The following is a 24,183-nucleotide window of genomic DNA, read 5'->3' as shown; positions in this document are numbered from 1 at the left end:
CGACAACGTCCCTTCACCCAGTGTCACGATCTCGTTGCGATTAGTACCCAGCCTTCTCGCGGGCGTAAACACCGTCCAACGAAGAAGCGTCGAAGGTAAAGCGGAGGTCGGGAGAGTCCGTACAAGTCAGGCGGGGCCGCTTAGCCCCGGTCGCCGCTGCCGGTCGCCGGGCGGCCCCTGCGGCCGGCCGGTAGTCTCCCGGTCACGTCCCCCCGCCGGCCCAGGAGTGTGATCACATGCGGCCCCCAGCGCCTCCCGGCGGCCGTCCGAAGGCGATCGCGGCACTGCTGCTCTGGCCGGTCTTCTTCTCGCTGATCGCCTTCGGTCCGATCATGATGTTCGTCGGTGCCCAGGATCTCTACCGCCACGCGGCCGACCGGCCGATCGAGTGCGGCGGCGAGGTGATGCCCGAGCGGGGCCCGCACATGTGCTCCACCGGCCACGGCCCCCGCACCTACGGTGACCTCGTGCGGGAAAGGCGCGAAGATGCGGGACGGGCGCCGTACTTCCTCGCGTTCGGGGCCCTGGCCGTGGGCATCGGTGTGCCCGGCATAAGGCGCGCCACGCGCCATCTCGCGCGCGTCCAGCGCTCCTTCTAGCGGACGCCCCACCTGAGTGGCAAGAACGCACGATGGGAGGGGCCTGGTCGTCCGGCCGCGTGGCCTGGCTTGACCTTGACACGGTGACAAGGTCTTCACTGAAGCCGAGGAGGTGGTCCCGATGGCCATGCCGGAACAGGACACGAACGCGGTGCGAGCCCTCCGGGCGCTGGAGAGCGCCGACTCGTCGGTGCGGCTGAAGGCGGCGATGGCGGTCGGCACGACCCCGGACCCGAAGTTCGTCGACACGCTGATCGAACGATGCGCGGTCGAGCCCGAGTTCTTCGTGCGCGACATGCTGACGTGGGCACTCACCCGCCACCCGTCATCGATGACGGTCCCCAGGCTCATCGATGAACTCCGTTCGGAGCGTGCGCAGGCACGGAGCCAGGCGCTGCATACGCTGTCCAAGGTCGGGGATCGGCGGGCGTGGCCGGCGATCACGCGGGCGCTTCTGACCGACGCCGACGACGAGGTGGCGCGGAGCGCGTGGCGGGCGGCGGTCGTGCTCGTGCCCGAAGGGGAGGAATCCGGGTTGGCCGGGGTGCTGGCGACACAGCTCGGGCGCGGCGAGCGTGCGATGCGGCTGAGCCTCAGCCGGGCGCTGATCGAGCTGGGCGAGGTGATCATGCCGGTCCTGCGCGCCGCCATGAAGGATCTCGACCCTGGCGTGCGTCGGCACGCGATCGCGACGGAACGGCTGTTGCGCGACCCGGACGCCGGGTTCGAGTTCGCGATCGAGGAGGCGAAGCGCCTCGTGGCCCTGGGCCCGACCGGGCAGGAGGGGGGATAGGGGATGTTGATCGGTGACGTGGCCCGGCGGTCCGGGGTCAGCGCCCGCATGCTCAGGCATTACGAGTCGCTCGGCCTGGTGCGGCCGTCGGGCCGCACCGGGGCCGGCTACCGGGAGTACTCCGGGGAGGACATCCGGCGGATCTTCCATATCGAGAGCCTGAGGTCCCTGGGGCTGTCGCTGCGTGAGGTCGGATGCGCGCTGGACGATCCCGGGTTCAAGCCCTCGGAGCTCGTCGACGACCTCGTCCGCCGGACGCGAGAACGCATCGCGGCCGAGACGGAACTGCTCACGCGACTCCGCCGGATCGGTGCCGCGGAACCCGCTGGCTGGGAGGACGTCCTCCAGATCGTCGCGCTTCTCCAGGCATTGGGGTCGGAGAGCGCCGGGAAGCGCCAGCGCGCTGCCCTGTCCTCGGCCGAGGTCCCGGTGGAGGCTCTGGTCGAGGCGGCGTTGAGCGAGACGGACCCGAACGTCGCCGGGGCCCTTCGATGGGCCCTGGCGCAGACGGGCGATGGCGGATCGGCGCTGCTGGCGGAGGGCCTCGGCTCACCGACGGCCGAGGTGAGGGAACGCGCCGTCCAGGCCATCGCCGAGATCCCGGGCGGTGAGGCGACCGCACTGCTGCGGGACGCCCTCACGAACTCCGACGCCGCGGTCCGCAGGTGTGCGGCCCTGGCCCTCGGGGCACGTGGGGTGGCCGACGCGGTCCCGACGCTCATCGACATGATCGCAGAGGAGGCGAACGGCGCCGACGCGGCCGATGCGCTGAGCGCGCTGGCGAGCGATCCCGCGGTGGCGGACCGGATCGCCACCGGGCTCGCCGACCGCCTCGCCTCCGGCGCCATCGGATCGTCCGCACGTCGGCGGCTGGCCGAGGCGCTCGCGGACGTCCCGGGGGTCACGGCGTCACGTGCGCTCGCGGATCTGTCTCAGGACGAAGACCGCGCCGTCGCGCTCACTGCGACGTACATCCTCAAGCTGCGCGACGCACGATGAGGGCCCCCTCCTGGGCGTGGCGGTGCGCATGGGGGACCTTGGCGAGCTTGATCGCTGAGAGCGAACGTTGCTGAGGAAACAAAATCCTGCTCCGTTTTCTTGAGTGAGTATGACTCAATCCTCTGGTCGAGTCTCCCGGGGTGGCCCGGGGCGGTCTCCAGTGCGAGGCCGGATCGCTGAAGACTTGGAGCTGACAGCATGAGCGAGACCCTGACGTTGCCGGTCCTGCCCCTGGACGACGGGGCCGTTCTGCCCGGCATGGTCGTGCCCCTCGACCTCTCCGAGAACGAGGTCCGCGCGGCGATCGAGGCCGCCAGGGCGGTGGCCCGTGCCAAGGGGCCGGGCATCCGGTCGGCCGTCAAGCCCCGGGTGCTGCTGGTGCCCAGGCTGGACGGGCAGTACGCGGCGGTCGGCACCCTGGGCGTGGTGGAGCAGGAGGGGCGGCTGCCCGGCGGCGAGCCGGGCGCGGTCGTCCGCGGAGTGTCCCGGGTGCGCATCGGCACCGGGACGACCGGTCCCGGTGCGGCGCTGTGGGTCGAGGGCACCGTCATCGACGCCCCGCCGGCCACCGGGCGCGCGCAGGAACTGGCCAAGGAGTACAAGGGCCTGGTCGGCGCGATCCTGCAGAAGCGCGGCGCCTGGGAGGTCGTGGACGCCGTGCAGGCCATCGACGACCCGTCGGCGCTGGCCGACAACGCCGGGTACGCCCCGTACCTGTCGGACGAGCAGAAGGTCGAGCTGCTGGAGACCCTGGACACGGTCGAGCGGCTGACCCTGGTGATCGGCTGGGCCCGCGACCACCTGGCCGAGCTGGACGTGGCGGAGACGATCCGCAAGGACGTCCAGGAGGGCATGGAGAAGACCCAGCGGGAGTTCCTGCTGCGACAGCAGCAGGAGGCCATCCGCAAGGAGCTGGCCGAGCTCAACGGCGACCCCGCCGGCGAGGAGGACGACTACCGCGCCCGGATCGAGGCGGCGAACCTGCCCGAGAAGGTGCGCGAGGCGGCCCTCAAGGAGGTCGGCAAGCTGGAGCGCTCCTCCGACGCGTCCCCCGAGGGCGGCTGGATCCGCACCTGGCTGGACACCGTCCTGGACATCCCGTGGAACGAGCGGACCGAGGACGCCTACGACATCGCTGGCGCCCGGGAGATCCTGGACGCCGACCACGCCGGGCTGGACGACGTCAAGGAGCGCATCGTCGAGTACCTGGCGGTGCGCAAGCGGCGCGCCGACCGCGGTCTCGGGGTGGTCGGCGGGCGGCGTTCCGGCGCGGTGCTGGCACTGACCGGGCCGCCCGGGGTCGGCAAGACCTCGCTGGGAGAGTCGGTCGCGCGGGCGATGGGCCGCCAGTTCGTCCGGGTCGCGCTCGGCGGGGTCCGGGACGAGGCGGAGATCCGGGGGCACCGCCGCACCTACGTGGGCGCGCTGCCGGGCCGTATCGTCCGCGCCATCCGGGAGGCCGGCTCGATGAACCCGGTCGTCCTGCTGGACGAGGTGGACAAGGTCGGCGCCGACTACCGCGGCGACCCGACCGCGGCGCTGCTGGAGGTCCTGGACCCCGAGCAGAACCACACCTTCCGGGACCACTACCTGGAGGTCGAGCTGGATCTGAGCGACGTGCTGTTCCTGGCGACCGCCAACGTGGTCGAGGCGATCCCCGAGCCGCTGCTGGACCGGATGGAGCTGGTGCGGCTGGACGGCTACACCGAGCACGAGAAGGTCACCATCGCGCGGGACCACCTGCTGCCGCGCCAGCTCGGCAAGGCCGGGCTGGACGCGTCCGAGGTGGGGTTCGGGGACGACGCGCTGCGGCTGCTGGCGGCCGAGTACACCCGCGAGGCGGGCGTGCGGTCGCTGGACCGCTCGATCGCCCGGGTGCTGCGCAAGGTCGCCGCGAACGTGGCGCTGGGCAAGGCCGAGCTGCCGGTCGCGATCGGCGCCGCGGACCTGAAGGACTACCTGGGCCGGCCGCGGTTCACCCCGGAGGTCGAGCTGAGCCGCTCCGAGCGCCGTACGGGCGTGCCCGGCGTGGCGACGGGCCTGGCGGTCACCGGCGCGGGCGGCGACGTCCTCTACATCGAGGCGTCGCTGGCCGACAGGGAGACCGGCGACACCGGCGTGACGCTCACCGGGCAGCTGGGCGACGTCATGAAGGAGTCGGCCCGGATCGCGCTCAGCTACCTGCGCTCGCGCGGCGCGGAGCTGGAGCTTCCGGTCGGCGACCTGAAGGACCGCGGCGTGCACGTCCACGTCCCCGCGGGCGCGATCCCCAAGGACGGCCCGAGCGCGGGCATCACCATGACCACGGCGCTGGCCTCGCTGCTGTCGGGGCGGCCGGTCCGTTCCGACGTGGCGATGACCGGTGAGGTCTCGCTGACCGGGCGGGTCCTGCCGATCGGCGGGCTGAAGCAGAAGCTGCTGGCCGCCTCGCGGCTGGGCATCACCACCGCGATCGTGCCCAAGCGCAACGAGCCGGACCTGGAGGACGTCCCGGCCGAGGTGCTGGAGAACATGACGGTCTTCGCGGTGAGCGACGTCCGGGAGGTGCTGGAGCTGGCGCTGGAGCCGGCGACCAGCGGGGCCGCCACCGTCGCGGCCTGATCCGGGTGCCCGGCCCGGCGGGCGCGCCCATCCGGCGCGCCCGCCGGGCCTTCCCTGTGAGGGCCCTGGGCCCTGACAATTCCTGTGAGGCGCGTAATCCTCGGCGGGTCAGGAATGGCGGTGATGCGGCTTCGCTGATCGGCGTGAATGTTTATCCGTGTGTCGTGGGTGTCCTCGCGATGCGCTTTTTCATGAGCGCCCCGCTTCCTTGGACACCAGCGGGATCTTCTTGCCCTCGCGGTGCATGAACCGCCGGTTGATGGGGACATGCAGAGGGTCATGGCAGCACGGGACGTGGAGGTGCGAAGCGTGGTGGAGACCGCTGAGCCGGTAGGGTCGGCCGGGGCGGGGAAAACGGCCCGGGATTCCGCGGATCGGCGCCCTCCCTGGTATGTCCTGCTGTTCAGGGTGATCGCTGTTCTGATCGCGCTCGCCGCTCTCGGAGTCTTCTTCTATTACGCTTTCCGGCTCACCCTGACCCCGGTGGACGACAACGGGCAGGCGGGCGGCAACACCGATCCCGGCCGTTCCCTCCGGTTCTACCTCGACCAGCCGCTCAAGGACGCGGCGCTGCAGGTCGGCGGCAACCTGATCCTGCTGGCCCCGCTCGGCGTGCTGCTGCCGGTGGTGGCCACGCGGCTGCGCGGCCCGCTACGGCTGGCGCTGGTCGGCGCGATGGTCTCGCTGGCGATCGAGGTCGTGCAGGGCCTGGTGGTGATGGGGCGTGCCTTCGACGTCGACGACGTCATCCTCAACACCCTGGGCGTGGTGATCGCCTACCTGCTGGCCGGACGCAGGATCTCCCGGCGGGTCAGGGGATCGGCGTGAGGCGGAACACCCGCAGCCGGCGCTCGGTGCGTTCGACGTAGCGGTCGTAGACGGGCCAGACGCGCACCAGCCGCGGCCACACCTCGGCGCGCTCGTCCTCGTCCAGCAGCCGCGCGGTGACCTTGACGGTACGGCCGCGGAAGCCGACCTCGGCCTCGGGGTGCTTGAGCAGGTTGCCCGACCAGGCGGGGTGCTTCTCCCGGCCGAAGTTGGAGCCGACGACGATCCACGAGCCGTCCGGCTCGGGCATGCAGGCCAGCGGCGCCTGGCGGGGCAGCCCGCTCACCGCGCCGGTGGTGGTCAGCACCAGGCTGGGGACGAGGGCCTGGCCGAGCAGGAACCGGCCGCCGCTGGCCTTGTGCAGGGCGCGGTCCAGCGGCGGCACGACCCTGGGGCCGATCTTGGCGAACCACCGGGATCCGGAGATCCTCTGGAAGAGCGGGCCCAGGGTCCGCTGGAGAAGGGTCGGCATGGAGCGCTCCTTGGCGGTGGATCCGGGCGGTGCCAGCCGCCCCGCCCGGCGGAGGTGGCCGGCTTCGGCCAGCCAGCGCAGGCCGTCCTCGACGGTCTCCTCCACGGGCCGCAGGGTCAGTGACAGCGCGTCGAGCGTCGGGGCGTCGTCGGTCGGTACCAGTGTGACCATGAACTCGGCGGCGTCGCGGGTGAGGGCGTAGTCGAACCGCCGGACGCGCTTGGCGGCGTCCAGCGCCGAACCGGCGCCGAGCATCACGCCCGCCGGCACGGGGAAGTGGCGGGACCGCACGCCGGTCAGCTCGTCGCACAGCGCGGCGCACCGCCGCCAGGTCAGGTAGTGGCCGCCGAGCATCAGGCGGCCGGGGGCCGGGGTGGTGACGGCGCGGGTGAGGGCGTCGGCCAGGTCGCGCACGTCGATGATCGACACGCCTCCCGGAGGCAGCGGCCACGCCAGGTTCAGCGCCGAGGCCAGGCCCTCCATCATCGCGTCCAGCGTGGGCTGGTGCGGTCCGCACACGCCGCCCGGGTAGACGATGGTGACCGGGGCGCCCTGCTCCTGGAGGTCCCGGACGTAGCGTTCGGAGGCGAGCTTGGAGCGGCCGTACTCGGTACGCGGCGCCGCGAGCGGCCCGCCGGGGGTGATGACCGGGCCGGCGGGCGGGACGAACACCGCGATCGTCGACACGTGGACCACCCGTTCGAGGCCGCGGGCGACCGCGCCGCCGACGACGTTGCGGGTGCCGGTCACGTTCACCCGGACCAGGTCGCCGGGGGCGCCGCGCCCGCCCGAGGGGGCGGTCACCCCGATCGCGGCGGCGGTGTGGACGGCGGCGTCGCAGCCGTCCAGGGCCGCGTCGACGGAGGCGGCGTCGAGCATGTCGCCGCGGACCATCTCGACCTCCCCTGCGGGGACGCCGAGCCCTTCGAGCACCCGGGCGGTCCTGCCGGGGTCGCGGACCAGGGCGCGGGGGCGGTGCCCGGCGTCCAGCATCGCCCGGACGGTGTGGGACCCGACGAATCCGGAGGCGCCGGTGAGCAAGATCCGCATGACCACAAACTAGCGCTTGGTACATCCCTGGGGAAGCACCGTGCCGGCCCGCCCGCGGCCACATCCCGGCCACAGCCCGGCCACGACGGTGTTCGGGGCATGGTGCGGGCGGCGTCCGGTAGGCCAGAATGATCAACCGGCCGACCGGAAACACCTTCTGTGACCGTCCATCGGGCGCAGTCCCGACCGCTCAGTTCACCCATCCACCCCCCTCAGGGAGAACGGAGAACCTCCGATGCGGCGACGCACGAGCAAGCGCACGGCAGAGGACATGACCTCCACGGCACCGCCTACGGCGGCACGCCCGGCCGGAGGCGGCATCAGAGCGCGGGGCATGCTGGCCCTGGCCGCGGCGGGAGCGCTGGCGCTGGGTGCGTGCAGCGGCTCGGGCGGCAAGAAGGCCGAGGAGTCCGCCGGGCCCGGGAGCGAGCGGATGACCGTCGCGATGGTCACCCACTCCGGCCCCGGCGACACGTTCTGGGACATCGTCCAGAAGGGCGCCCGCGCCGCCGCGGGCAAGGGCAACGTGGAGTTCCTCTACTCCGCCGACCCCGATGGCGGCAAGCAGGCCCAGCTCGTCCAGGCCGCCATCGACAAGAAGGTGGACGGGATCATCGTCACCTTCGCCAAGCCCGACGCGCTCAAGGACGTGGTCGCCCGCGCCACCGCCGCGAAGATCCCGGTGGTGTCGATCAACTCGGGCGCGGACGTGTCGGCCGGGTTCGGCGCCATCGCCCACTTCGGCCAGGACGAGACCATCGCCGGTGAGGCCGCCGGGCGCGAGCTGTCCCGGATCGGCGCGCGGCGGGCGCTGTGCGTGATCCACGAGCAGGGCAACGTGGGCCTGGAGGACCGCTGCGCCGGCGCGAAGAAGACCTTCGGCGGCCGGCTGGAGAACCTCTTCGTCCAGGGCACCAACATGCCCCAGGTGAAGTCGTCCATCACCGCCAAGCTCCAGGCCGACAAGGACGTCGACGGCATCCTCACCCTCGGCGCGCCGTTCGCCGCGACCGCCGTGGACTCGGTCAAGGAGGCCGGCGGCAAGGCCAAGGTCGGCACCTTCGACATGAACAAGGACCTGGTCGCCTCGCTCAAGGCGGGCACCATCGAGTTCGCCGTGGACCAGCAGCCCTACCTGCAGGGGTACGGGGCGGTCGACGCGCTGTGGCTGATGAAGCACAACGGCAACGCCGTCGGCGGCGGACGGCCCGTGCTGACCGGGCCCGCGATCGTCACCCGGGACACCGCGGCCGCGATCGAGAAGTTCGCCGCCCAGGGGACCCGGTGAGCCAGGCGGTGGCCGGGCCCGCGCTGGAGGCGGGGGACCCCGGAGGTTCCGGAGGGCCCGACGAGCGGCTCGCCCGGCGCTCGCCGCTGCGCCGGCTGCTGGGCCGGCCCGAGCTCGGGGCGCTGCTGGGCGCGATCGCGGTGTTCGCGTTCTTCTCGGTGGTCGCCGACGCGTTCCTGCGGGCGTCGTCGTTCTCGACGGTGCTGTACGCCGGGTCGACGTTCGGCATCATGGCGGTCGGGGTCTCGCTTCTGATGATCGGCGGGGAGTTCGACCTGTCCGCCGGGGTGATGGTGACGACCTCCGCGCTGATCGCGTCGCTGCTGAGCTACCAGCTCACCCTGAACGTCTGGGCGGGCGTGCTGATCTCGCTGGCGCTGACGCTGGCGCTCGGCCTGCTGAACGGCGTGCTCTACGTGCGGACCGGGCTGCCGAGCTTCATCATCACGCTGGCCACGTTCTTCATGCTGGCCGGCGCCAACCTGGGCGTGACCAAGGCGGTGACCGGCAACGTCGCCACCGACTCGATCCGCGACATGGACGGCTTCGCCTCCGCTCGCGCGGTGTTCGCCTCCGACGTCGACATCGCCGGGGTCAACGTCAACGTCACCGTGTTCTGGTGGCTGCTGCTGGTCGCGGTGGCCACCTGGATCCTGCTGCGCACCCGCACCGGCAACTGGATCTTCGCGGCGGGCGGGGCCCCGGCCAGCGCCCGGGCGGTCGGCGTGCCGGTCGCGCGCACCAAGATCGGCCTGTTCATGGGGGTCGCGTTCTGCGCGTGGCTGTCGGGGATGCACCTGCTGTTCGCGTTCGCCACGGTGCAGTCCGGCGAGGGCGTGGGCAACGAGTTCTTCTACATCATCTGCGCGGTGATCGGCGGATGCCTGCTGACCGGCGGCTACGGCTCGGCGGTCGGGGCGGCGATCGGCGCCTTCATCTTCGGCATGACCAACAAGGGCATCGTGTACGCAGAGTGGAACCCCGACTGGTTCAAGTTCTTCCTCGGCGCGATGCTGCTCATCGCCACGGTGGTGAACCTCGTGGTCCGGCGCAGAGTGGAGCGATCCCGATGACGGCGACCGGCAAGGACGCCCCGCTGGTCCGGCTGGAGGGCGTGGGCAAGGACTACGGCAACATCATCGCGCTGCGCGACGTCTCCCTGGAGGTCGCGGCGGGCGAGGTCACCTGCGTGCTGGGCGACAACGGCGCGGGCAAGTCCACCCTCATCAAGATCATCGCAGGGCTGCACCGGCACGACTCCGGCACGTTCGAGGTGGGGGGCGAGCCCGTCTCCTTCGCGTCCCCGCGCGCCGCGCTCGACCTGGGCATCGCCACCGTCTACCAGGACCTGGCCGTGGTGCCGCTGATGCCGGTCTGGCGCAACTTCTTCCTCGGCTCGGAGAAGCGCCGGGGCCTCGGGCGCCTGGACGTCGACTTCATGCGCCGGACCACCAAGCGGCAGCTCGACGAGATGGGCATCGACCTGCGCGACGTCGACCAGCCCATCGGCACCCTGTCGGGCGGCGAGCGGCAGTGCGTCGCCATCGCCCGCGCCGTGTACTTCGGCGCCAGGGTCCTGGTGCTGGACGAGCCGACGGCCGCGCTCGGCGTCAAGCAGGCCGGGGTCGTGCTGCGCTACATCGTGCAGGCCCGCGAACGGGGGCTCGGGGTCGTCTTCATCACCCACAACCCGCACCACGCGTACCCGATCGGCGACCGCTTCCTGATCCTCAAGCGCGGCCGGAGCATCGCCTACCGGCCCAAGGCCGAGATCAGCCAGGACGAGCTGACCGCCCTGATGGCCGGGGGCGCCGAGCTGGAGGAGCTGGCCCACGAGCTGGAACGGCTGGCGGGCGGCCCGCCCGCCCCCGGCTCCGGAGCGGAATCGGGGGCCGCGGCGGCGGCGCAGGAACTCGGCGCGGAGGCCAGGCGGCTCGGCGTGACCCCCGACTGAGAACCGGGCCCCGGCTGAGAACCCGCCTCCCGGCTGAACGTCACTCGGCGGCCGTGTGGAGGGCGCGGGCGGCGTGGGCGACGTCCGGGTGCGGGTGCGCGCGGAGCCGCCGGAGCGTCTCGCGCCACTCCTCCCGCCAGCCGGTGCGCTCCCCGTGGTGGGCGGTCAGAGCGCAGGCGAAGAGCCCGGAGGCCAGGTCGTCGCGGCCGGCGAGCCGGGCCGCGTGCGGGTGCGCCTCCTCGGGCTCGGGAACGGCTCCGCCCCGGAACGGGAAGCCGGCCTCGCCGTCCAGATCGTGGGTGTACCGCCCGAAGGCCAGCGCGCGGGCGACCCGCCCGGTGGCCAGCACACCGCCGAGAGGGCGGGCGGCCAGCGCGTCCAGATCGGCCGCGACGCCGGGGGCGTCCCACGGCAGCGCCGCGGCGATCAGTTCGGCGTCCAGGGGTTCGGGCAGCCGCCCGGCCAGGGCCCGGACGAGCGGCCCGGCGCGCCCGCGGTCACGCCCGTACAGCAGCCGGACCTGCGCCACCAGCTCGGCGAGGCGCTGCCCGGCGGGCCGGTCGCGCTCGGCGCCGGCGTCCGGCGAGTCCGGGGCGGCGGCCAGCCCGGCCGCCGCCGTCGCCAGCTCGGCCAGGCCGTGCCCGGCCAGCGCGCAGGAGAGCAACGCCGACAGGGCGGGCCGCCAGGTGGCGGTGTCCTCCAGGGCGGTGACGTGCCCGGCCAGCAGCTCCGCCACGCCCGGGTCGTACGACGCCCAGGGCGGCAGGGCGGGGATGGCGGCGAGCACGGCCTGGGGGGCGGGGGAACGCGCGACCTCCAGCATGAGCGCGGCGTACCGCGCCCGGTGCCGTTCCTCGATCATGTACGGCGGGGCGCCGACGACCTGCTGGGCCAGTTCCCGCGGCCCCCGCGCGGCCTCGCCGAGGATCCGCCGGGCCTGCGGATCGCTCAGGTGCTGCCGGGCGGCGGAGGCGATCGCGACCCGCACGTCCCGGTGCTGCTCCGGGTCGTCCCACGCGGCGGCCACCACGTCCATCGCGTCCGGCGCCCGCTCGCGCAGCAGGATCCGCAGCGCCTCCTTACGGGACGTGATCTTGCCGTCGGCGATCACCGGGGCCAGGGCCTCCCGCAGCGCGGACGGCGGGACGAAGCGGGCGGCGCGGCTCGCGGCGTACATGGCCACGTGCGCGTCGTCGGAGGAGGCGTGGTCCAGCAGGTCGGGCAGGACCTCCTCGGGGGAGGGCAGCCAGACCGCGGAGGACAGCGCGATCCGGGCCAGGTAGGCGTCGGTGTCGTCGAAGAACCGGCGCAGCTCGGGGTCGTAGTAGCGCCGGAGGTCGTCGGGGACGGCGTCCGGGACGTCCGCGAGGGCCGCCACCGCACGGCCGCGGTCGGAGGTGGGGGCGGAGACGTCCCCGGCCACCCGGTGCAGCGACTCCAGGTAGGCCGTGCGCTGCCGGGCCGTCCACCGGCGCGCCCATCCCCGCGGGGCGATCGGCACGTACCGGACGCTCGGATGCCGGAAACGGCCCGAGGGCGGCCGGTCGGAGAGCACCAGGGACAGCAGGTCGGTGCGCTCGCGGGCGATCGTCGCGAACACCCGGGGGAAGACGACCGCCGACGGCTCCCTGGCCACGACGCGCCCGACGCGTTCCGCCCGGGTGCGCGGCGGGGCCAGCCACAGGTCGATCGCCTGCCGGATCACGGAGTCCTCGCGGGCGTCCAGGGCCCGTTCCAGGGCGTCCTCGATCTCCGGCACCCCGGTGGCCCGGCGGCGCAGCGCCCACGCGAGGGCCAGCGCCAGCCGGTGGTCGTCGCGGGCCGAGGCACGGGACAGGTAGGCGGCCATGGCCCGGCCCAGGGCGTACTCCCGTCCCGCCGGGAGGCCCTCGTCGAGCCGCGGCAGGTGCAGCGTGCCCGTCTGGCCGGCCAGCCTGCGGAGCACCTCGAACGCCAGCGCGAGCAGCTCGGCGTCGCCGTCCCTCGCGCCCTGGCGCAGGATCGAGGTCGCCAGCTCGGTGAGCTGCCGGCGGGTCTGGTACGAGCAGTCCCTGGCCCGCAGCGCGTCCTCGGCGATCCGCGTGAACGCCGGGACGTGCGCGGCCCGCAGCAGCCTCGCGGGCAGGGCGGACAGGGCGCCGACCGCCTCCGCCCGCACCGGGTCCTGCTCGTTGCGGAGCCGGTCCAGGCAGGTGTCGAGCAACCGCGTGATCACCTCGGGGTCGCGGGCGCGGGCCGCGCACCGGATGAGCGCCGCGTACCCGCGCGCCCGCTCGTCGGCGTCGGACCCGCGGGCCACCTTCCGCAGCACCGGCAGGGCCTCGTCGAACGGCAGGAAGGACGTCACCTCCCAGGTCCGGGCGGGGTGCTCGGCCACCTGCCGCAGGCCCAGCATCCGCCGCGCCTCCCGGGCGCGGGCGGCGTGCGGGAGCACATCGAGGATCCTCGGGTCGAGCTCGGCGGCGGCCAGGTCGACACCGTCCATCGCGGCGGCGAACAGCTCGTCGCGCCGGCTCGGCGGGCAGTCCCGGAGCAGCATGGTGAACACCTGCACGTGGTCGCGGACGGCCCGCAGGACCGCGACCAGGTCCGGACCGCCGCGCCGCGCCACCCATTCCCGCACGGCCCGCCTCCCCAGCAGGCCGGGCAGCAGATGGCGGCGTTCCGCGGCGAGCAGCAGCGGCAGCGTCCGGGCGGGATCGGCCGTCAGCAGCTCCCTCATCCTTGGCAGCAGGTCGAAGGGCAGGTCGTCGGCCGGCGAGAACCGCTCCAGCAGCGTGATCACGCGGTCCGGAGCGTGACGGACCGCCGCCGCGATCCCGCACCCGTGCCAGCTCCACCAGAAACGCCGCATCCCCTCCGGGGTCGCGGGGAGCACGCGCTCGGCGTGGTCGAGGACCGGACCGGGATGGGCCCAGCCCAGCGAGTGCCAGTTGCCGACCGCGTGCGCCATGCCGTCCAGCCGTTCCCGGACGACCCGCTCCCCGCAGGCGGGCAGCAGCGTCGCGGCCTCCTCCTCGCCCCACCGCGCGGCCACCACGTCGATGAGCCGCTCGGCCAGGTCGGCCCGCCGGAACCGCCGGACACCGTGGTAGACCGCGGCCCGCACCGCGTGCGGGGCGTCGCCGAGCAGCTCCTCGAACGGCCCGTACGGGACGCCGAGGCGGGCCGCCCACTCGATCGCCGACAGCGCCAGGTCGGTCGCCGGATCCCGCATCATCGCGGCGACCCGGGCGAGCGACTCCTCGTCCCGGACGGCGGCCGCGACGAACAGCGCCAGCGACCGCTCGTAATGACCGCGCCCGCCCAGATCGTCCAGCATCGCGTGCAGCGAGGGGTCGCCCGCGTGCCGCCGCAGATCGGCCAGCCGGCGGCTCCGGGCCGGGTAGGCCAGCGGTTCGATCTCGGTCAGAAGGTCATCGGCGCGCATGGCGCGCCATCCTGCCGGATCAGCGATCAGGATTCATCCGGAATATCCGGGCGGGCCGCGGTGATCTGCCCGGCCAGCTCCCGGACCCGCGCCTCGTGCTCGTCATAACCGACCACGACCGGCGGCTCGTTGTAGGGCATGGTGTCGGAGGACCGCCGCAGCTTCACGTACTGCCCGCACGCGTCGATCGCGTACGGCTCCATGTCGTCCTGCAGCGCGCCGATCACCGTGATGCCGTGCGTCTCGCCGATCTTGCGGAAGAGCGCCACGGCCTCCTTGCGGTGCTCCTTGCCCAGGTTGCGGCCCAGCTCGTCCAGCACCAGGCACAGCCTGCCCCCGCCGGAACTGGCCAGCGCCGCGGCGCACACCAGCTTCACCGCCTTCTCGTCCATGAGGGCGGTGTTGGCGCGCCGGTTGTAGGGCACGTACCGCTGCCCGTCCGAGCGCCGCCACTTGGGGGTGACCCGCCAGCGCCACTCCTGCTCGGGGTCGCCGGGCGGCTCGGGCGTGGGGAACTCCAGCGTCGCGCCGTAACCGCCGTACGCCACGTCCAGCCGCTCGAACTCCTCGGCGACGCGCTGCAGCCGGGCCCGGATCGCGGCGGTCAGCGCGGCACGGTGCGCCTCGGCCGCACCCGCCGCCTCCTCCGCGCCCTTCTGCGCCTTCTCCAGGTCGGTGCGGCGGCCCGACAGCTGCACCTCGATCTGCCGCCGCTGATGCCGCTCGTAGTCCTCCTGCTGCCGCAGGTACCCCTCCAGGGCCTTCACCAGGCGGGGGAAGGTGGACTGCTCCCGTTCGGTGCGGCGCCCCTCGCCGTCGGTCCGCTCCCGCAGCAGGAAACGCATCTCCTCCGGCATGTCCTCGTCCGCCGGCCCGTCGGGGAACACGCGCCGCAGCGCCTCCGACAGGTGCTGCTCCGCGCTGCGCCACCACTCGTCGGGCGTCCAGGTGCGCTCGTCCTGGCCCAGCGCCGCCAGCCACTCGGCCGCGCCGTCCCGCGACCCGCCCCACTCCCTCTCCAGCTCGGCCAGGCCGAGCGCCGCGCGGCGGTCGGCCAGCTCCGCCGTCCTGGCACGGACGCGGTCCCGCTCCCGCTCGTGCTCCTCGCGGCGGGCGCGCAGCCGGTCCACCTCCAGCGCGCGGGTGTCGGCCTTGGCCTGCAACCGGCGCAGCGTCTGCTCGGCCGCGCCCAGCCTCGGGCCCAGCCTGGACTCGCCACCGGCCAGATCCTCCAGCCGCTCGCGCAGCCCCGCCATCCGCTCCCGGACGTCCTCCAGCTCGGACGCGGCCCGCGCCGCCTCCAGCCGCCGCCCGGCCACGGCCACGTCGGCGGCGGCCCCGTCCGCCCGCTCCCGGGCCGCCGCCAGCGCCTCCCGGGCCGCCTCCAGCGCGGCACGGGCCGCCTGCACCCGCGCCACCCGCCCGGTCACCGGCTCGGGGAAGCCGCCGACGATGACCACACCGGTGCCATCGTCGCCATCGGCACCGTCCAGCGCGGTGAAGAACCGGCGCAGCGGCAGCACGCAGCGCACCCCCTCGGGCAGCCCGCCGGCCTCCTCGCAGGCCTCCTCGCCCGGGTCCCCGCCCGCGTCCTCGCCCGCCCCGCGCTCCGGACGCAACGCGCCGTCCGCCGGAACGATCATCGAGCCGGGCAGCGTCCCCAGCGCCGCCGCCGCCTCCGCCAGATCGCCGGGCCCCACGACCACGGCCTCCCGGTACGGCCACAGCGCCGCCTCCCAGCGCTCCCGCACCTCCTCGGCCAGCTCGACCGCGTCCAGCAGCCCGACCGCCGCGATCCCCGCCCCGGCCAGGGCGCGGATCTGCGCCGGGGCGCTGCTCGCGCCCGCCTCGGCCTCGGCCAGGGCGCGCTCGGCCCGGGTCACCGTTCCCTTGGCCATCCCGAACGCCTGCTGAGCCTCGTCCCGGCGCGCCTCCGCCTCGGCCAGCTCCCGCCCCGCCGTCCCGGTGTCGCGCCCGTCGGCGTCCCGCAGCCGTTCCTCCAGCGCCGACACCTGGCGGCGCAGCTCCTCCAGCCGGTTGCGGGCCACCGCCTTGTCCGCGCCGAGCGTGTCGGCCTGCCCCTTCAGCTCGGCCAGCGCGGCGCCCGCCTCGGCCAGCCGCTCCTCCAGGGCGCCGCCGGTGAGCTGCTCGACCTCCTTGTCCGCCGCGCGGACCGCCGCCAGGATCTCCTCGCCCTCCTGGCGGAGCCGTTCCTGCTCGGCGGCGTGCGCCGCGTCCGCCCCGGCCGCGTCCACCAGCAGCCGCGCCTGCCGGGTACGCCAGAACCGCAGCGCCGCCGCCACCTCGTCGCGGGCCCGGTCGCGCCGGTCGAACGTCCTCAGCAGCGAGGCCGCCTCACGCTCCCACTCGTCCAGCCGCTCGGTCGCCTCCGCCGCCCGCGCCCGCTCGCGATGCTCCTCGGCCCGGGAGGTGCGCTCCGCCTCCAGCTCCCGGTCCAGCCCCGTGAGCGCCGCGATCGCGCTGAAGATCCGCTCCGGGGGGATCTCGTTCAGCGGCTGCGAGAGCAGGTTGGTGGCGACCTTGGACCGCACCGAGGTGGACAGGAACGACACGCACCGCACCCGCCCGCCGTACAGGACCCGGCCCAGATCCTTGGCCACCAGGTCACGGCGGCCCGCGCTGCGCGGCAGCGCCGCCCACATCCGGTCGGCCAGCGCCACCCGTTCGGCCTCCGACGGCGCCGCCGCCAGATGGACGCCGGCACGCCACCGGATCTCCAGGTGCGGCGCGTCGGCGTTCACCCGCAGCCAGACGGTCACCGCGGTGCTCCGCGGACCCTCGTCGGCGTCGGCGCTCCCGGCGTCTTCGGGGCCCTGGGCGTCCGCCGGGTCCCCGGCGCCCTCAGGGCTCTCCGCGGGCCCGGCGGGCGGCTCCTCCGCCGCGCGCGTCCCGCCGCCGTCCGCGTGGTCGAAGACGCCGACGATGTAACCGTGGTCGGCGCTGGCCCACTGGCTGTCGCCCTGCGCCGCCAGCTCGGCGTTGAACAGCAGCTCCGCCACCGCCCGCGCGCCCGAGGCGAACCGCCACTGCTCGTCGCCCAGCAGCGCCGTGATCGCCGCGATGAACGACGACTTGCCCGCGCCGTTGGAGTCCTTGGGCCCCTGACCGGCGACCACGATCAGCGTGCCGGGCACGGTCGGCACCGGATGCGTCGACAGCCGCGAGATGTTGACCGCCTGCACCGCCACCAGCGTCCGGTCCCCGACGACGTTCTCCCCGCCCGCCCGGGCCGCCGCCCCCGGCAGCAGCGAATCCATGACCGCGGTCACGCGCTCTCCCCCCGATCGTGTTCCTGGCCCCGCCGCCGCGCCCGGATCGCCGCCGCCAGCGGCGACCCCGGCCCCGCGGCCAGGATCAGCTCCTCCTGCAGGCGGCGCCGCGCGGCGGGCGTCAGCCGGTGGAACTGCGGCCCCGGAACGAAACCGCCCGCCTCCTCACCGCCCGCCTTCACCTGCGCCACCAGCCCCGCCGTACGCAGCCGCCGCAGCGAGCCCTCCAGCTCCCCCACCGGCAGCTGCGAACGCCGCCGCAGCTCCTCCAGCGTCGCCGGGTACGGCGACATCCACGAGTCGTCCGCCAGCAGCCCCGCCGCCCGCGGGATCGCGACGCTGTGGATCAGCACCAGCGTCAGCGCGGCCCGGTCCTCGACCGGCGGCACGCAGTCCGGATCGGCGCCCAGCTCCGCGGTGACGTCGTCGCGGTAACCCGAGATCCACTCCGCCTTCCCCGACCGCACCAGCGTCCGCCCCCGCAGCCGCAGCATCTCCTCGACCGTCCGCCGCAGCGAGGGCTGCCGCAGCGCCGCGAACCGCACCTCCGCGACCGGCTCGGCCGCGTACTCCACCGCCATGTACGCCGCGACCAGCTCCGCCCGCCGCTTCTCGTCGTACGACCGGAGCAGCGGCTCGAACACGTCATCCACTGTGTCCCCCGTTCGCGGGCTCTCCGTTCGCCTCCGGGGCGCCGGGCTGGGGTGGCTGGGGGAGGCGGCGGAGGAGATCGCGCAGGGAGGCGAGCGTCTCCTCGCGCCACAGCGCGACGCGGGGGCCGGGACGCACCGTGCCCGCCCGCTCGTCCAGCAGCATCCAGCCGGTGTCGGCCAGCCGGCGCAGCTCGCCGGTCGCCCAGCGGCGCGCCAGCTCCGGGTCGCCGCGCGACATCCCGGCGTACACCTCCAGTACGGCGGCGACGGCGGCGGTGTCACCGGGCCAGGGGGCGTCGTCCATCCGCGTCCAGCAGCAGCGCAGGGCCGCGGCCAGCACCCGCCGCGCCTGGCCGGTACGGTCCAGCGGCATCGGGGCGACCTCGTACTCCTCCAGCAGCGCCGGTGTCGCGCCGTCGGGCCAGGACGGGAGCAGCCACACGCGCTCGCCGTCGGACGCGCCGGTCATGCCGGGAGGCATCGGCTCGGAGACGGAGACCGAGGGGATGCCCAGGACGCGGGCCCGCGCCCGCGCCAGGATCTCCGGATCGACGCTCATGGGCCCGTCCTCTCGAAGACGCCCGGGGTGACCCAGGTGGGGGCGCCGCCGGGCCGGGCCGCCAGCCCGTCGGACCAGACGAGCCGGTAGGGCAGCTCGGGGTGCAGGTGCGCGGAGGACAGGTCGGCCAGCAGCCTGCGGGCCGCCACCCAGTCCTGCGCCAGCACCTCTTCGACGGCGACCCGGTCCCGCCCGCGCAGGACCTGCTCGGCCACGCCGCGCAGCCGCTCGACCGCGGTGGCGTCGCCGCCGGTGTCGCCCGACAGGCCCGGGTCCGGTACGGAGGGACGCGGCGGGGCCGGGCGCGGGGGCGTGGTGCGCGGCCCGTCCTCGACCGCCGTCACCACCGCGGACGGCTCGTGCCAGGGGGCCGCCGCGTCGAACACGAACCCGTCCAGGACGCCCGCCAGCTCCTCGCGCGAGGCGGTACGGGCGAAGGTGCGCCAGGTCTCCGGGGGCAGCAGCGTCAGGTTCCGGGTCGTGCCCGCCGAGTCCGACAGGCGCGCCGCCGCGCGGCGCGAGGCGTCCCCGTAGGCGTAGATGGCCGCGCGCAGGTCGGTGCAGGTGCGGTCCAGCTCCGGCCAGCGGTTCAGGATGGCGCCGTGCAGCCGTTCGGCGCGCCGCAGGATCTCCTCGGTGCCCCACAGCTTGGGCGCCTGCTCCCGCAGCTCCTCGATGGTGCCGTTGGTCAGGGTGAGCAGCTCCACGCTCCACAGCCGGAACGCCCGCGCCAGGCCCTCGGCGCCCGCGCGGGCCTGCCCGGGGGTCATCCGGGGGTCGGCGACGTTCAGCTGCTCCAGGGCCAGCAGGCGGTGCATCTCGCTCTGCCCGCCGTCCAGCATCATCCGCCGGACGAACATCAGGCCCACCACGCTGGTGAACGACGCCCGGTAGCGCAGCTGGTTGGGCTTGGGGAACACCTCGCGGACGGCGCCCAGGCCCTTGAGCACCCGCAGCCGGTTCTCGAAGACCTCGGCCGGGTAGCGCCGGCACACGTAGCGCATCTGCTCGCGGCTCAGCCCCTCCTCGCCCGCGTCGGCGAACGCGGCCAGCAGCGTCTCGGCGACGTCCACCAGCTCGGGGTCGTCCACCACCGCGCCGCTGTCGCGTGCCAGCGCGGCGAACATCTGCCGGTAGACGCCCAGCACCGCCTCGCCGACGAGCACGTCGTCGAGGCTGGGGGCGCCGGCCGCGTCGCCGGAGGTGGGGGACACGGCGCACTACGGTACGGCCACCGGGCCCCGAACGTGGAATCGAACGCGGGTGTGTCCCCCCAGGTGGCGGGTGCGGACCGGGACCGGCGGCCGGGACGCGCGAGTCAAGGCGCCTGTGCGATCACCTGTCCACACCTGTCAAACCAAGGACGCTGCCCGTACGGCGGTGCCACACTCACAGAAACCGCACGGCCCGGTCACGGACCGTGCCATCGGACACTTGTGGGCGCGTGACATCGGTGAACAGTGCTGAGAAGGGCAACCTGCCCGCGGAACCCAACCCGTTCGTCGGGCGCGAGCGGGACGTCGAGGACCTGCGGACGCTGCTGGAGGGCATGCGGTCGGTGACGCTGTGCGGCGCGGGCGGCATCGGCAAGACACGGCTGGCGGTGCGCGTCGCGCACGCCCTGCGGGGCGCGTACGCGGACGGGGTGTGGTTCGTGGAGCTGGGCGACCTCGCGCCGGACGGCCCGCCGGGCGCGGTCGCGGGCCGCGTCGCCGCCGTGCTCGGCCTTCCCGGCGAGGACGGGGGGCCGCAGCCGGAGACGCTCGCCGGGACGCTGCGCGACTGGGAGGCGCTGCTCGTCCTGGACAACTGCGAGCACCTGGTCGGCGACTGCGCCGCGCTGACCGGGACGCTGCTGGCGCGCTGCCCCCGGCTGCGGGTGCTGGCCACCAGCCGGGAGCCGCTGCGCACGCCCGTGGAGAACGTGTGGCGGGTGCCGCCCCTGGAGCCGGGGGAGGCGGCGCGGCTGTTCGAGGAGCGGGCGCGGGCCGCCCGGCCCGGCTTCACCGGGGGCCGCGCGGTCGAGGAGATCGCCCGGGCGCTGGACGGCGTGCCGCTCGCGTTGGAGCTGGCGGCGGCGCGGGTGCGGGTGCTGTCGGCGGAGCAGATCGCCGAGCGGCTGGCCGACCGGTTCCGGCTGCTGAACGCGGGCGACCGCACCGCGCCGCCGCGGCAGCGGACGCTGCGCGCGGCGATCGACTGGAGCCACGAGCTGCTCGGCGAGGGGGAGCGCCTGCTGCTGCGGCGGCTGTCGGTCTTCTCCGGGTGGACGCTGGAGCAGGCCGAGCGGGTGTGCGCCGGCGGCCCGCTCCGCGCCGAGGAGGTCCTGGACCTGCTGACCGCGCTGGCCGACAAGTCGCTGGTCGTGGTGGGCGCGGAGGTCGCCGGGGAGATCCGGTTCCGGATGCTGGACATCATCCGCCGGTACGCGGCCGAGCGGCTCGAGGAGGCGGGGGAGCGGGACGCCCTGCGCGGGCGGCACCGCGACGCGATGCTGGAGCTGGCCGAGCGGCACGGCGAGATCGGCCTCGCGGGGCGCCCGGCGCCGTGGGACGCCCGCGTCCGGCTGTTCCGCCGCTACGACGCCGAGCTCGGCAACGTGCGCGAGGCCCTGGCATGGTCGCTGGAGAGCGGCGGCGCCGAGGAGGGCCTGCGGATCTGCACGGCCCTGCGGACGTACTGGATCGTGCGGGGCCGGTCCGCCGAGTGGGCGGAGTGGGCCGACCGGTTCCTGGCCCGGTGCGCCGCGGCGCCCGCCTCCGTCCGCGGGCCCGCGCTGGCCGGGCGGGCCCAGCTGGCCGCCGGCGGGCGCGACGCGTCCCGCGCCCGCGAGTTCGCGGAGGCGGCTCTGGCCCCCTGCCGGGAGGCCGGGGACGCGGTGATGGCGGCGACCGCGCTGATCACCCTGGCGGAGGCGCACACCGTCACCGGACGGCCGGCGGAGGCGGAGGCCCGCCTCGACGAGGCGGATGCCCTGACCGGGGAGCCGGGCCAGGAGTGGAACCGCGCGTACGCCTCGATCGCCCGCGGCTACCTGCGGATCAGGCAGGGCCGGTTGCGCGAGGCGCGCGAGCCGCTGGAGTCGGGGTTGCGGATCATGCGGGAGCTCGGCCAGCTCTGGGGCGCCGCGCACGCGCTGATCGGCCTGGGACGGCTGGCGGAGGCGCGCGGCGACCGGGCCGCCGCCCGCGCCCGCTACGAGGAGGCGCTGCCGCCCCTGCGGGAGATCGGGGCGCGCCCGGAGATCGCGCGGGCGCTGGCGGGCGTGGGGCGGATCGCGCTCGCCCAGGGGGACCCCGCGGCGGCGCGGGAGGCCCTCACCGGCAGCCTGCTGCTCGCCCGCGCCACCGGCGTACGACTCGACGCGGCCCGCGTGCTCGACACCTTCGCCGAGCTGGTGGCGCGGGAGGGCGACCCGCGGCGGGCGGTGCTCCTCGGCGGCGCGGCGGCCGGGCTGCGGGACGCCGCCGGACGGTGCGCGGGCGGCGGCCGGTTCGAGCGGCGCCTGGAGCCGATCCGCAGGAAACTGGGCGCCCCGCTGGTCGCGCAGCTGTGGGGCGAGGGCAGGGCCCTGCCGTTGAACGACGCGGTGGCGCAGGCCGTGAGCGTGCCCGGGCCGCGCGTTCCGGAGACCGCCCCGGAGAGGCACCCGGAGAGGGACCCGGAGCGTTCCGCGCTCCCTTCCCCGGCCGCCGTGCCGGTGACGCCGCCCGCCACCCTCACCGCCCGGGAACGGGAGATCGCCGCGCTGGTCGCGCGCGGGCTGAGCAACCGCGGCATCGCCGAGGAACTGGTCATCAGCCCGGCCACCGTCGCGCGGCACGTCACCAACATCCTCACCAAGCTGGGGTTCGGCTCGCGCGCCCAGGTCGCCGCCTGGGCGGTCGAGCAGCTCGGTGACCCCAGGCCATAGACGGGGGACCCGTGGACCCGTGGACAGGGGACCGGTGGACAGGGGACCCGTAGACCGGGGGCGTGCCCCTGGCGGGATGTGTACACAGGGCGGCCGGGCAGGCCCATGACCTCGTGACGAACGCGAACCCGGATACGACCCGGTATCCATAATCCGGCGCATGCGCGGAGGCGGCCCCCGGTCCTAGCTTTCGGCCCATGAGCGGTGGTGGGGCGATGACGGTGACCCGGGCGGTCATCGGGGCGGCCGGTGCCGTCCCCGGCAGGCCGGCCCTGGTGGCCGCGTCCTCCGGGGACGCGTTCACCCATGGCGAGCTGGTACGGAACGTGGAGGACCTGGCCTCCTGGCTGGCCGCGGAGGGCGTGCGCCCGGGGGCCGTGGTCGGCGTGCACCTGCCCGACGGCCCGGAATCCGCCGTCGCGCTGCACGCGATCATCGCCGCCGGCGGCACCGCGCTGCCGTTCCCTCCGGCGCTGCCGCCGGCCGAGGTCGCCCGGCTGCAGGCCGGCGCCGGTGCCCGGTTCATGATCGCCGGACCCGGCGGGCCGCACGACGGGCGGGACGACGGGCCGCACGATGGGCCGCACGATGGGCCGCACGACGGGAGGGACGCCGCGCGGGCCGTCAGGTCCGGACGGCTCTACCGGATCGGCGGCGACCCCGGCCGGGGAGAGGGCCCGCCGGCCCCGGGCGCGGAGACCGGGGGCGGGCCCGATCCGGCGGCGGCCCCGGCGCTGCTGGCGTGCTCGGGCGGCACGTCCGGACCGGCCCGGCTCGTCCGGCTCACCCATGGCGAGATGGTCGCTGGGCTGCTGCGGGTCGCCCACGCGGGGATGATCGGCCCGGCCGACACCGTCCTGTGCGCGCTCCCGCTCACGGACGTGCTCGGGTTCAACGGCGTGCTCAACCCGGCGCTGCGGCTCGGCGCCACCGTCGTCGCGGGCGCGGGGGGCGGAGGGGACGGCCTGGCGCGCACCCTGCGGGACCACCGGGTCACGGTCGCGGTGCTGTCGCCGCGGCAGGTCGCGGCCCTCGCCCGCGACCGCGCCGTCCCCCACCACCTCCTGCGCACCCTGCGGGCCGTGGTCGCGGTCGGCGGGCCGCTGAGCGCCGAGGCCGCGCGCGCCTGCGCGGTCCGCCTCGGCTGCCCGGTGCGGCAGGCGTACGGCCTGGCCGAGGCGGCCGGGCTCACCCACCTCAACCTGCGCGCCGCCGAGGAGGGCACCCTCGACTCGGTCGGTCGCGGCCTGCCGGGCGTGGCCTGGCGCGTCGTGGACCCCGCCACCGGCGCCGAGCGGCCCTCGTACCGGTCCGGTGAGCTGCGCGTGCGGCTCCCGGCCGCGGGGGCCTCCGGGCGCGGCGCCGAACGCTGGGCCCGGACCGGTGACGCCGCCTTCCGCGACGGTCACGGCCGCGCGTACATCCTCGGCCGGCTCACCGAAGGGCGCCCCCGCCCGGCGCCCGCCGAGCCCGGCCCCGTCCTGGCGGGGCACCCGGCGGTACGGGACGCCGCGGTGGCGCCCGTGCCCGACCCGGAACTGGGCCTGGCCCCGTACGCCTTCGCCGTGCTGGCCGAACGGGCCGGCGGCCGGGTCGGCGCCGACGACCTCCTCGACTACGTCAACGGCCGCGTCCCTCCCTACCGGGGCGTCGTCGGGGTCCGCCTGGTCGACCTGATCCCCCGTTCGCCCTGCGGCCGGGTCCTGCGGCGGGAACTGCTGGCGCGGGCGGGCCTCGTCCGGTGACCTACATAC

16 protein-coding genes are annotated in these 24,183 nt (G+C 75.1%); 10 read left to right on the top strand and 6 right to left on the bottom strand.

Annotation, left to right across the window (positions count from 1 at the left end; translation table 11 throughout):
* The first annotated feature begins 236 nt into the window (after positions 1 to 236).
* From IW256_RS25060 to IW256_RS25040, 5 genes are all read left to right on the top strand, one after another.
* Positions 237 to 599, top strand: a complete 363-nt coding sequence (locus IW256_RS25060; RefSeq protein WP_197013302.1) for a hypothetical protein — start codon at positions 237 to 239, stop codon at positions 597 to 599.
* Between the two features lie 121 nt (positions 600 to 720).
* Positions 721 to 1,392, top strand: coding sequence for a HEAT repeat domain-containing protein (locus IW256_RS25055; protein WP_197013301.1), 672 nt, complete (start codon positions 721 to 723; stop codon positions 1,390 to 1,392).
* Positions 1,393 to 1,395: 3 nt separating this feature from the next.
* A complete protein-coding gene (locus IW256_RS25050) occupies positions 1,396 to 2,391 on the top strand; it encodes a HEAT repeat domain-containing protein (protein ID WP_197013300.1) in 996 nt (331 codons plus the stop codon).
* A gap of 198 nt (positions 2,392 to 2,589) precedes the next feature.
* Positions 2,590 to 4,992, top strand: coding sequence for an endopeptidase La (gene lon / locus IW256_RS25045; RefSeq protein WP_197013299.1), 2,403 nt, complete (start codon positions 2,590 to 2,592; stop codon positions 4,990 to 4,992).
* 408 nt (positions 4,993 to 5,400) lie between these two features.
* Complete coding sequence (locus IW256_RS25040; protein WP_307829047.1) at positions 5,401 to 5,820, top strand: VanZ family protein; 420 nt, start codon at positions 5,401 to 5,403, stop codon at positions 5,818 to 5,820.
* On the opposite strand, the gene IW256_RS25030 is transcribed toward IW256_RS25040, so the two are convergent.
* On the bottom strand, positions 5,804 to 7,342 hold the full coding sequence (locus tag IW256_RS25030) for a nitroreductase family deazaflavin-dependent oxidoreductase (protein WP_231403916.1): 1,539 nt from the start codon (positions 7,340 to 7,342) through the stop codon (positions 5,804 to 5,806). The two genes, IW256_RS25040 and IW256_RS25030, sit on opposite strands and share 17 nt — an antisense overlap.
* A gap of 235 nt (positions 7,343 to 7,577) precedes the next feature.
* On the opposite strand from IW256_RS25030, the gene IW256_RS25025 reads away from it, so the two are divergent.
* Genes IW256_RS25025 through IW256_RS25015 form a run of 3 tightly spaced genes read left to right on the top strand, consistent with a single transcriptional unit; the run spans position 7,578 to position 10,584 of the window.
* A complete protein-coding gene (locus IW256_RS25025; RefSeq protein ID WP_231403915.1) occupies positions 7,578 to 8,630 on the top strand; it encodes a sugar ABC transporter substrate-binding protein in 1,053 nt (350 codons plus the stop codon).
* Positions 8,627 to 9,703: an ABC transporter permease gene (locus IW256_RS25020; protein ID WP_420535422.1), complete on the top strand. Its 1,077-nt coding sequence runs from the start codon at positions 8,627 to 8,629 to the stop codon at positions 9,701 to 9,703. The genes IW256_RS25025 and IW256_RS25020 overlap by 4 nt, the downstream gene beginning before the upstream one ends.
* On the top strand, positions 9,700 to 10,584 hold the full coding sequence (locus tag IW256_RS25015) for an ATP-binding cassette domain-containing protein (RefSeq protein WP_197013297.1): 885 nt from the start codon (positions 9,700 to 9,702) through the stop codon (positions 10,582 to 10,584). The genes IW256_RS25020 and IW256_RS25015 overlap by 4 nt, the downstream gene beginning before the upstream one ends.
* A 40-nt stretch (positions 10,585 to 10,624) precedes the next feature.
* Here the strand turns inward: IW256_RS25015 and IW256_RS42355 are convergent, their stop codons facing one another.
* The 5 genes from IW256_RS42355 to IW256_RS24990 are packed head-to-tail and all read right to left on the bottom strand — an operon-like array spanning position 10,625 to position 19,730.
* Positions 10,625 to 14,014 carry a hypothetical protein gene (locus tag IW256_RS42355; RefSeq protein ID WP_197013296.1) on the bottom strand — a complete coding sequence of 1,130 codons (3,390 nt, stop codon included), beginning with the start codon at positions 14,012 to 14,014 and terminating at the stop codon, positions 10,625 to 10,627.
* A gap of 26 nt (positions 14,015 to 14,040) precedes the next feature.
* On the bottom strand, positions 14,041 to 17,304 hold the full coding sequence (locus IW256_RS25005) for a coiled-coil domain-containing protein (RefSeq protein WP_307829045.1): 3,264 nt from the start codon (positions 17,302 to 17,304) through the stop codon (positions 14,041 to 14,043).
* A complete protein-coding gene (locus IW256_RS25000; protein ID WP_307829043.1) occupies positions 17,301 to 17,948 on the bottom strand; it encodes a hypothetical protein in 648 nt (215 codons plus the stop codon). Before IW256_RS25000 ends, IW256_RS25005 begins: the two co-directional genes overlap by 4 nt.
* A 1-nt stretch (position 17,949) precedes the next feature.
* A complete protein-coding gene (locus tag IW256_RS24995; RefSeq protein ID WP_197013294.1) occupies positions 17,950 to 18,516 on the bottom strand; it encodes a hypothetical protein in 567 nt (188 codons plus the stop codon).
* Complete coding sequence (locus IW256_RS24990) at positions 18,513 to 19,730, bottom strand: hypothetical protein (RefSeq protein ID WP_197013293.1); 1,218 nt, start codon at positions 19,728 to 19,730, stop codon at positions 18,513 to 18,515. The genes IW256_RS24995 and IW256_RS24990 overlap by 4 nt, the downstream gene beginning before the upstream one ends.
* A gap of 239 nt (positions 19,731 to 19,969) precedes the next feature.
* Here IW256_RS24990 and IW256_RS24985 point away from each other — a divergent pair, with 239 nt between their 5' ends.
* The gene (locus tag IW256_RS24985; RefSeq protein WP_307829042.1) at positions 19,970 to 22,429 is read left to right on the top strand and encodes a helix-turn-helix transcriptional regulator; all 2,460 of its coding nucleotides are present in this window, start codon (positions 19,970 to 19,972) and stop codon (positions 22,427 to 22,429) included.
* 197 nt (positions 22,430 to 22,626) lie between these two features.
* Entirely contained in the window at positions 22,627 to 24,174 is a 1,548-nt protein-coding gene (locus IW256_RS24980) for an AMP-binding protein (RefSeq protein WP_197013292.1), read from the top strand.
* Positions 24,175 to 24,183 lie beyond the last annotated feature (9 nt).

The organism is Actinomadura viridis (assembly GCF_015751755.1).
Taxonomy (GTDB): Bacteria; Actinomycetota; Actinomycetes; order Streptosporangiales; family Streptosporangiaceae; genus Spirillospora; species Spirillospora viridis.
Note: the sequence above shows the minus strand (reverse complement) of the source record. Positions and strands in the feature narration are given on the sequence as shown.

What these genes read in the sequence shown, in the direction of transcription:
- IW256_RS25060 (WP_197013302.1), top strand. Translation starts at nt 237, where the DNA reads ATGCGGCCCCCAGCGCCTCCCGGCGGCCGTCCGAAGGCGATCGCGGCA.
- IW256_RS25055 (WP_197013301.1), top strand. Translation starts at nt 721, where the DNA reads ATGGCCATGCCGGAACAGGACACGAACGCGGTGCGAGCCCTCCGGGCG.
- IW256_RS25050 (WP_197013300.1), top strand. Translation starts at nt 1,396, where the DNA reads ATGTTGATCGGTGACGTGGCCCGGCGGTCCGGGGTCAGCGCCCGCATG.
- lon (WP_197013299.1), top strand. Translation starts at nt 2,590, where the DNA reads ATGAGCGAGACCCTGACGTTGCCGGTCCTGCCCCTGGACGACGGGGCC.
- IW256_RS25030 (WP_231403916.1), bottom strand. Translation starts at nt 7,342, where the DNA reads ATGCGGATCTTGCTCACCGGCGCCTCCGGATTCGTCGGGTCCCACACC.
- IW256_RS25025 (WP_231403915.1), top strand. Translation starts at nt 7,578, where the DNA reads ATGCGGCGACGCACGAGCAAGCGCACGGCAGAGGACATGACCTCCACG.
- IW256_RS25015 (WP_197013297.1), top strand. Translation starts at nt 9,700, where the DNA reads ATGACGGCGACCGGCAAGGACGCCCCGCTGGTCCGGCTGGAGGGCGTG.
- IW256_RS42355 (WP_197013296.1), bottom strand. Translation starts at nt 14,014, where the DNA reads ATGCGCGCCGATGACCTTCTGACCGAGATCGAACCGCTGGCCTACCCG.
- IW256_RS24995 (WP_197013294.1), bottom strand. Translation starts at nt 18,516, where the DNA reads ATGAGCGTCGATCCGGAGATCCTGGCGCGGGCGCGGGCCCGCGTCCTG.
- IW256_RS24980 (WP_197013292.1), top strand. Translation starts at nt 22,627, where the DNA reads ATGAGCGGTGGTGGGGCGATGACGGTGACCCGGGCGGTCATCGGGGCG.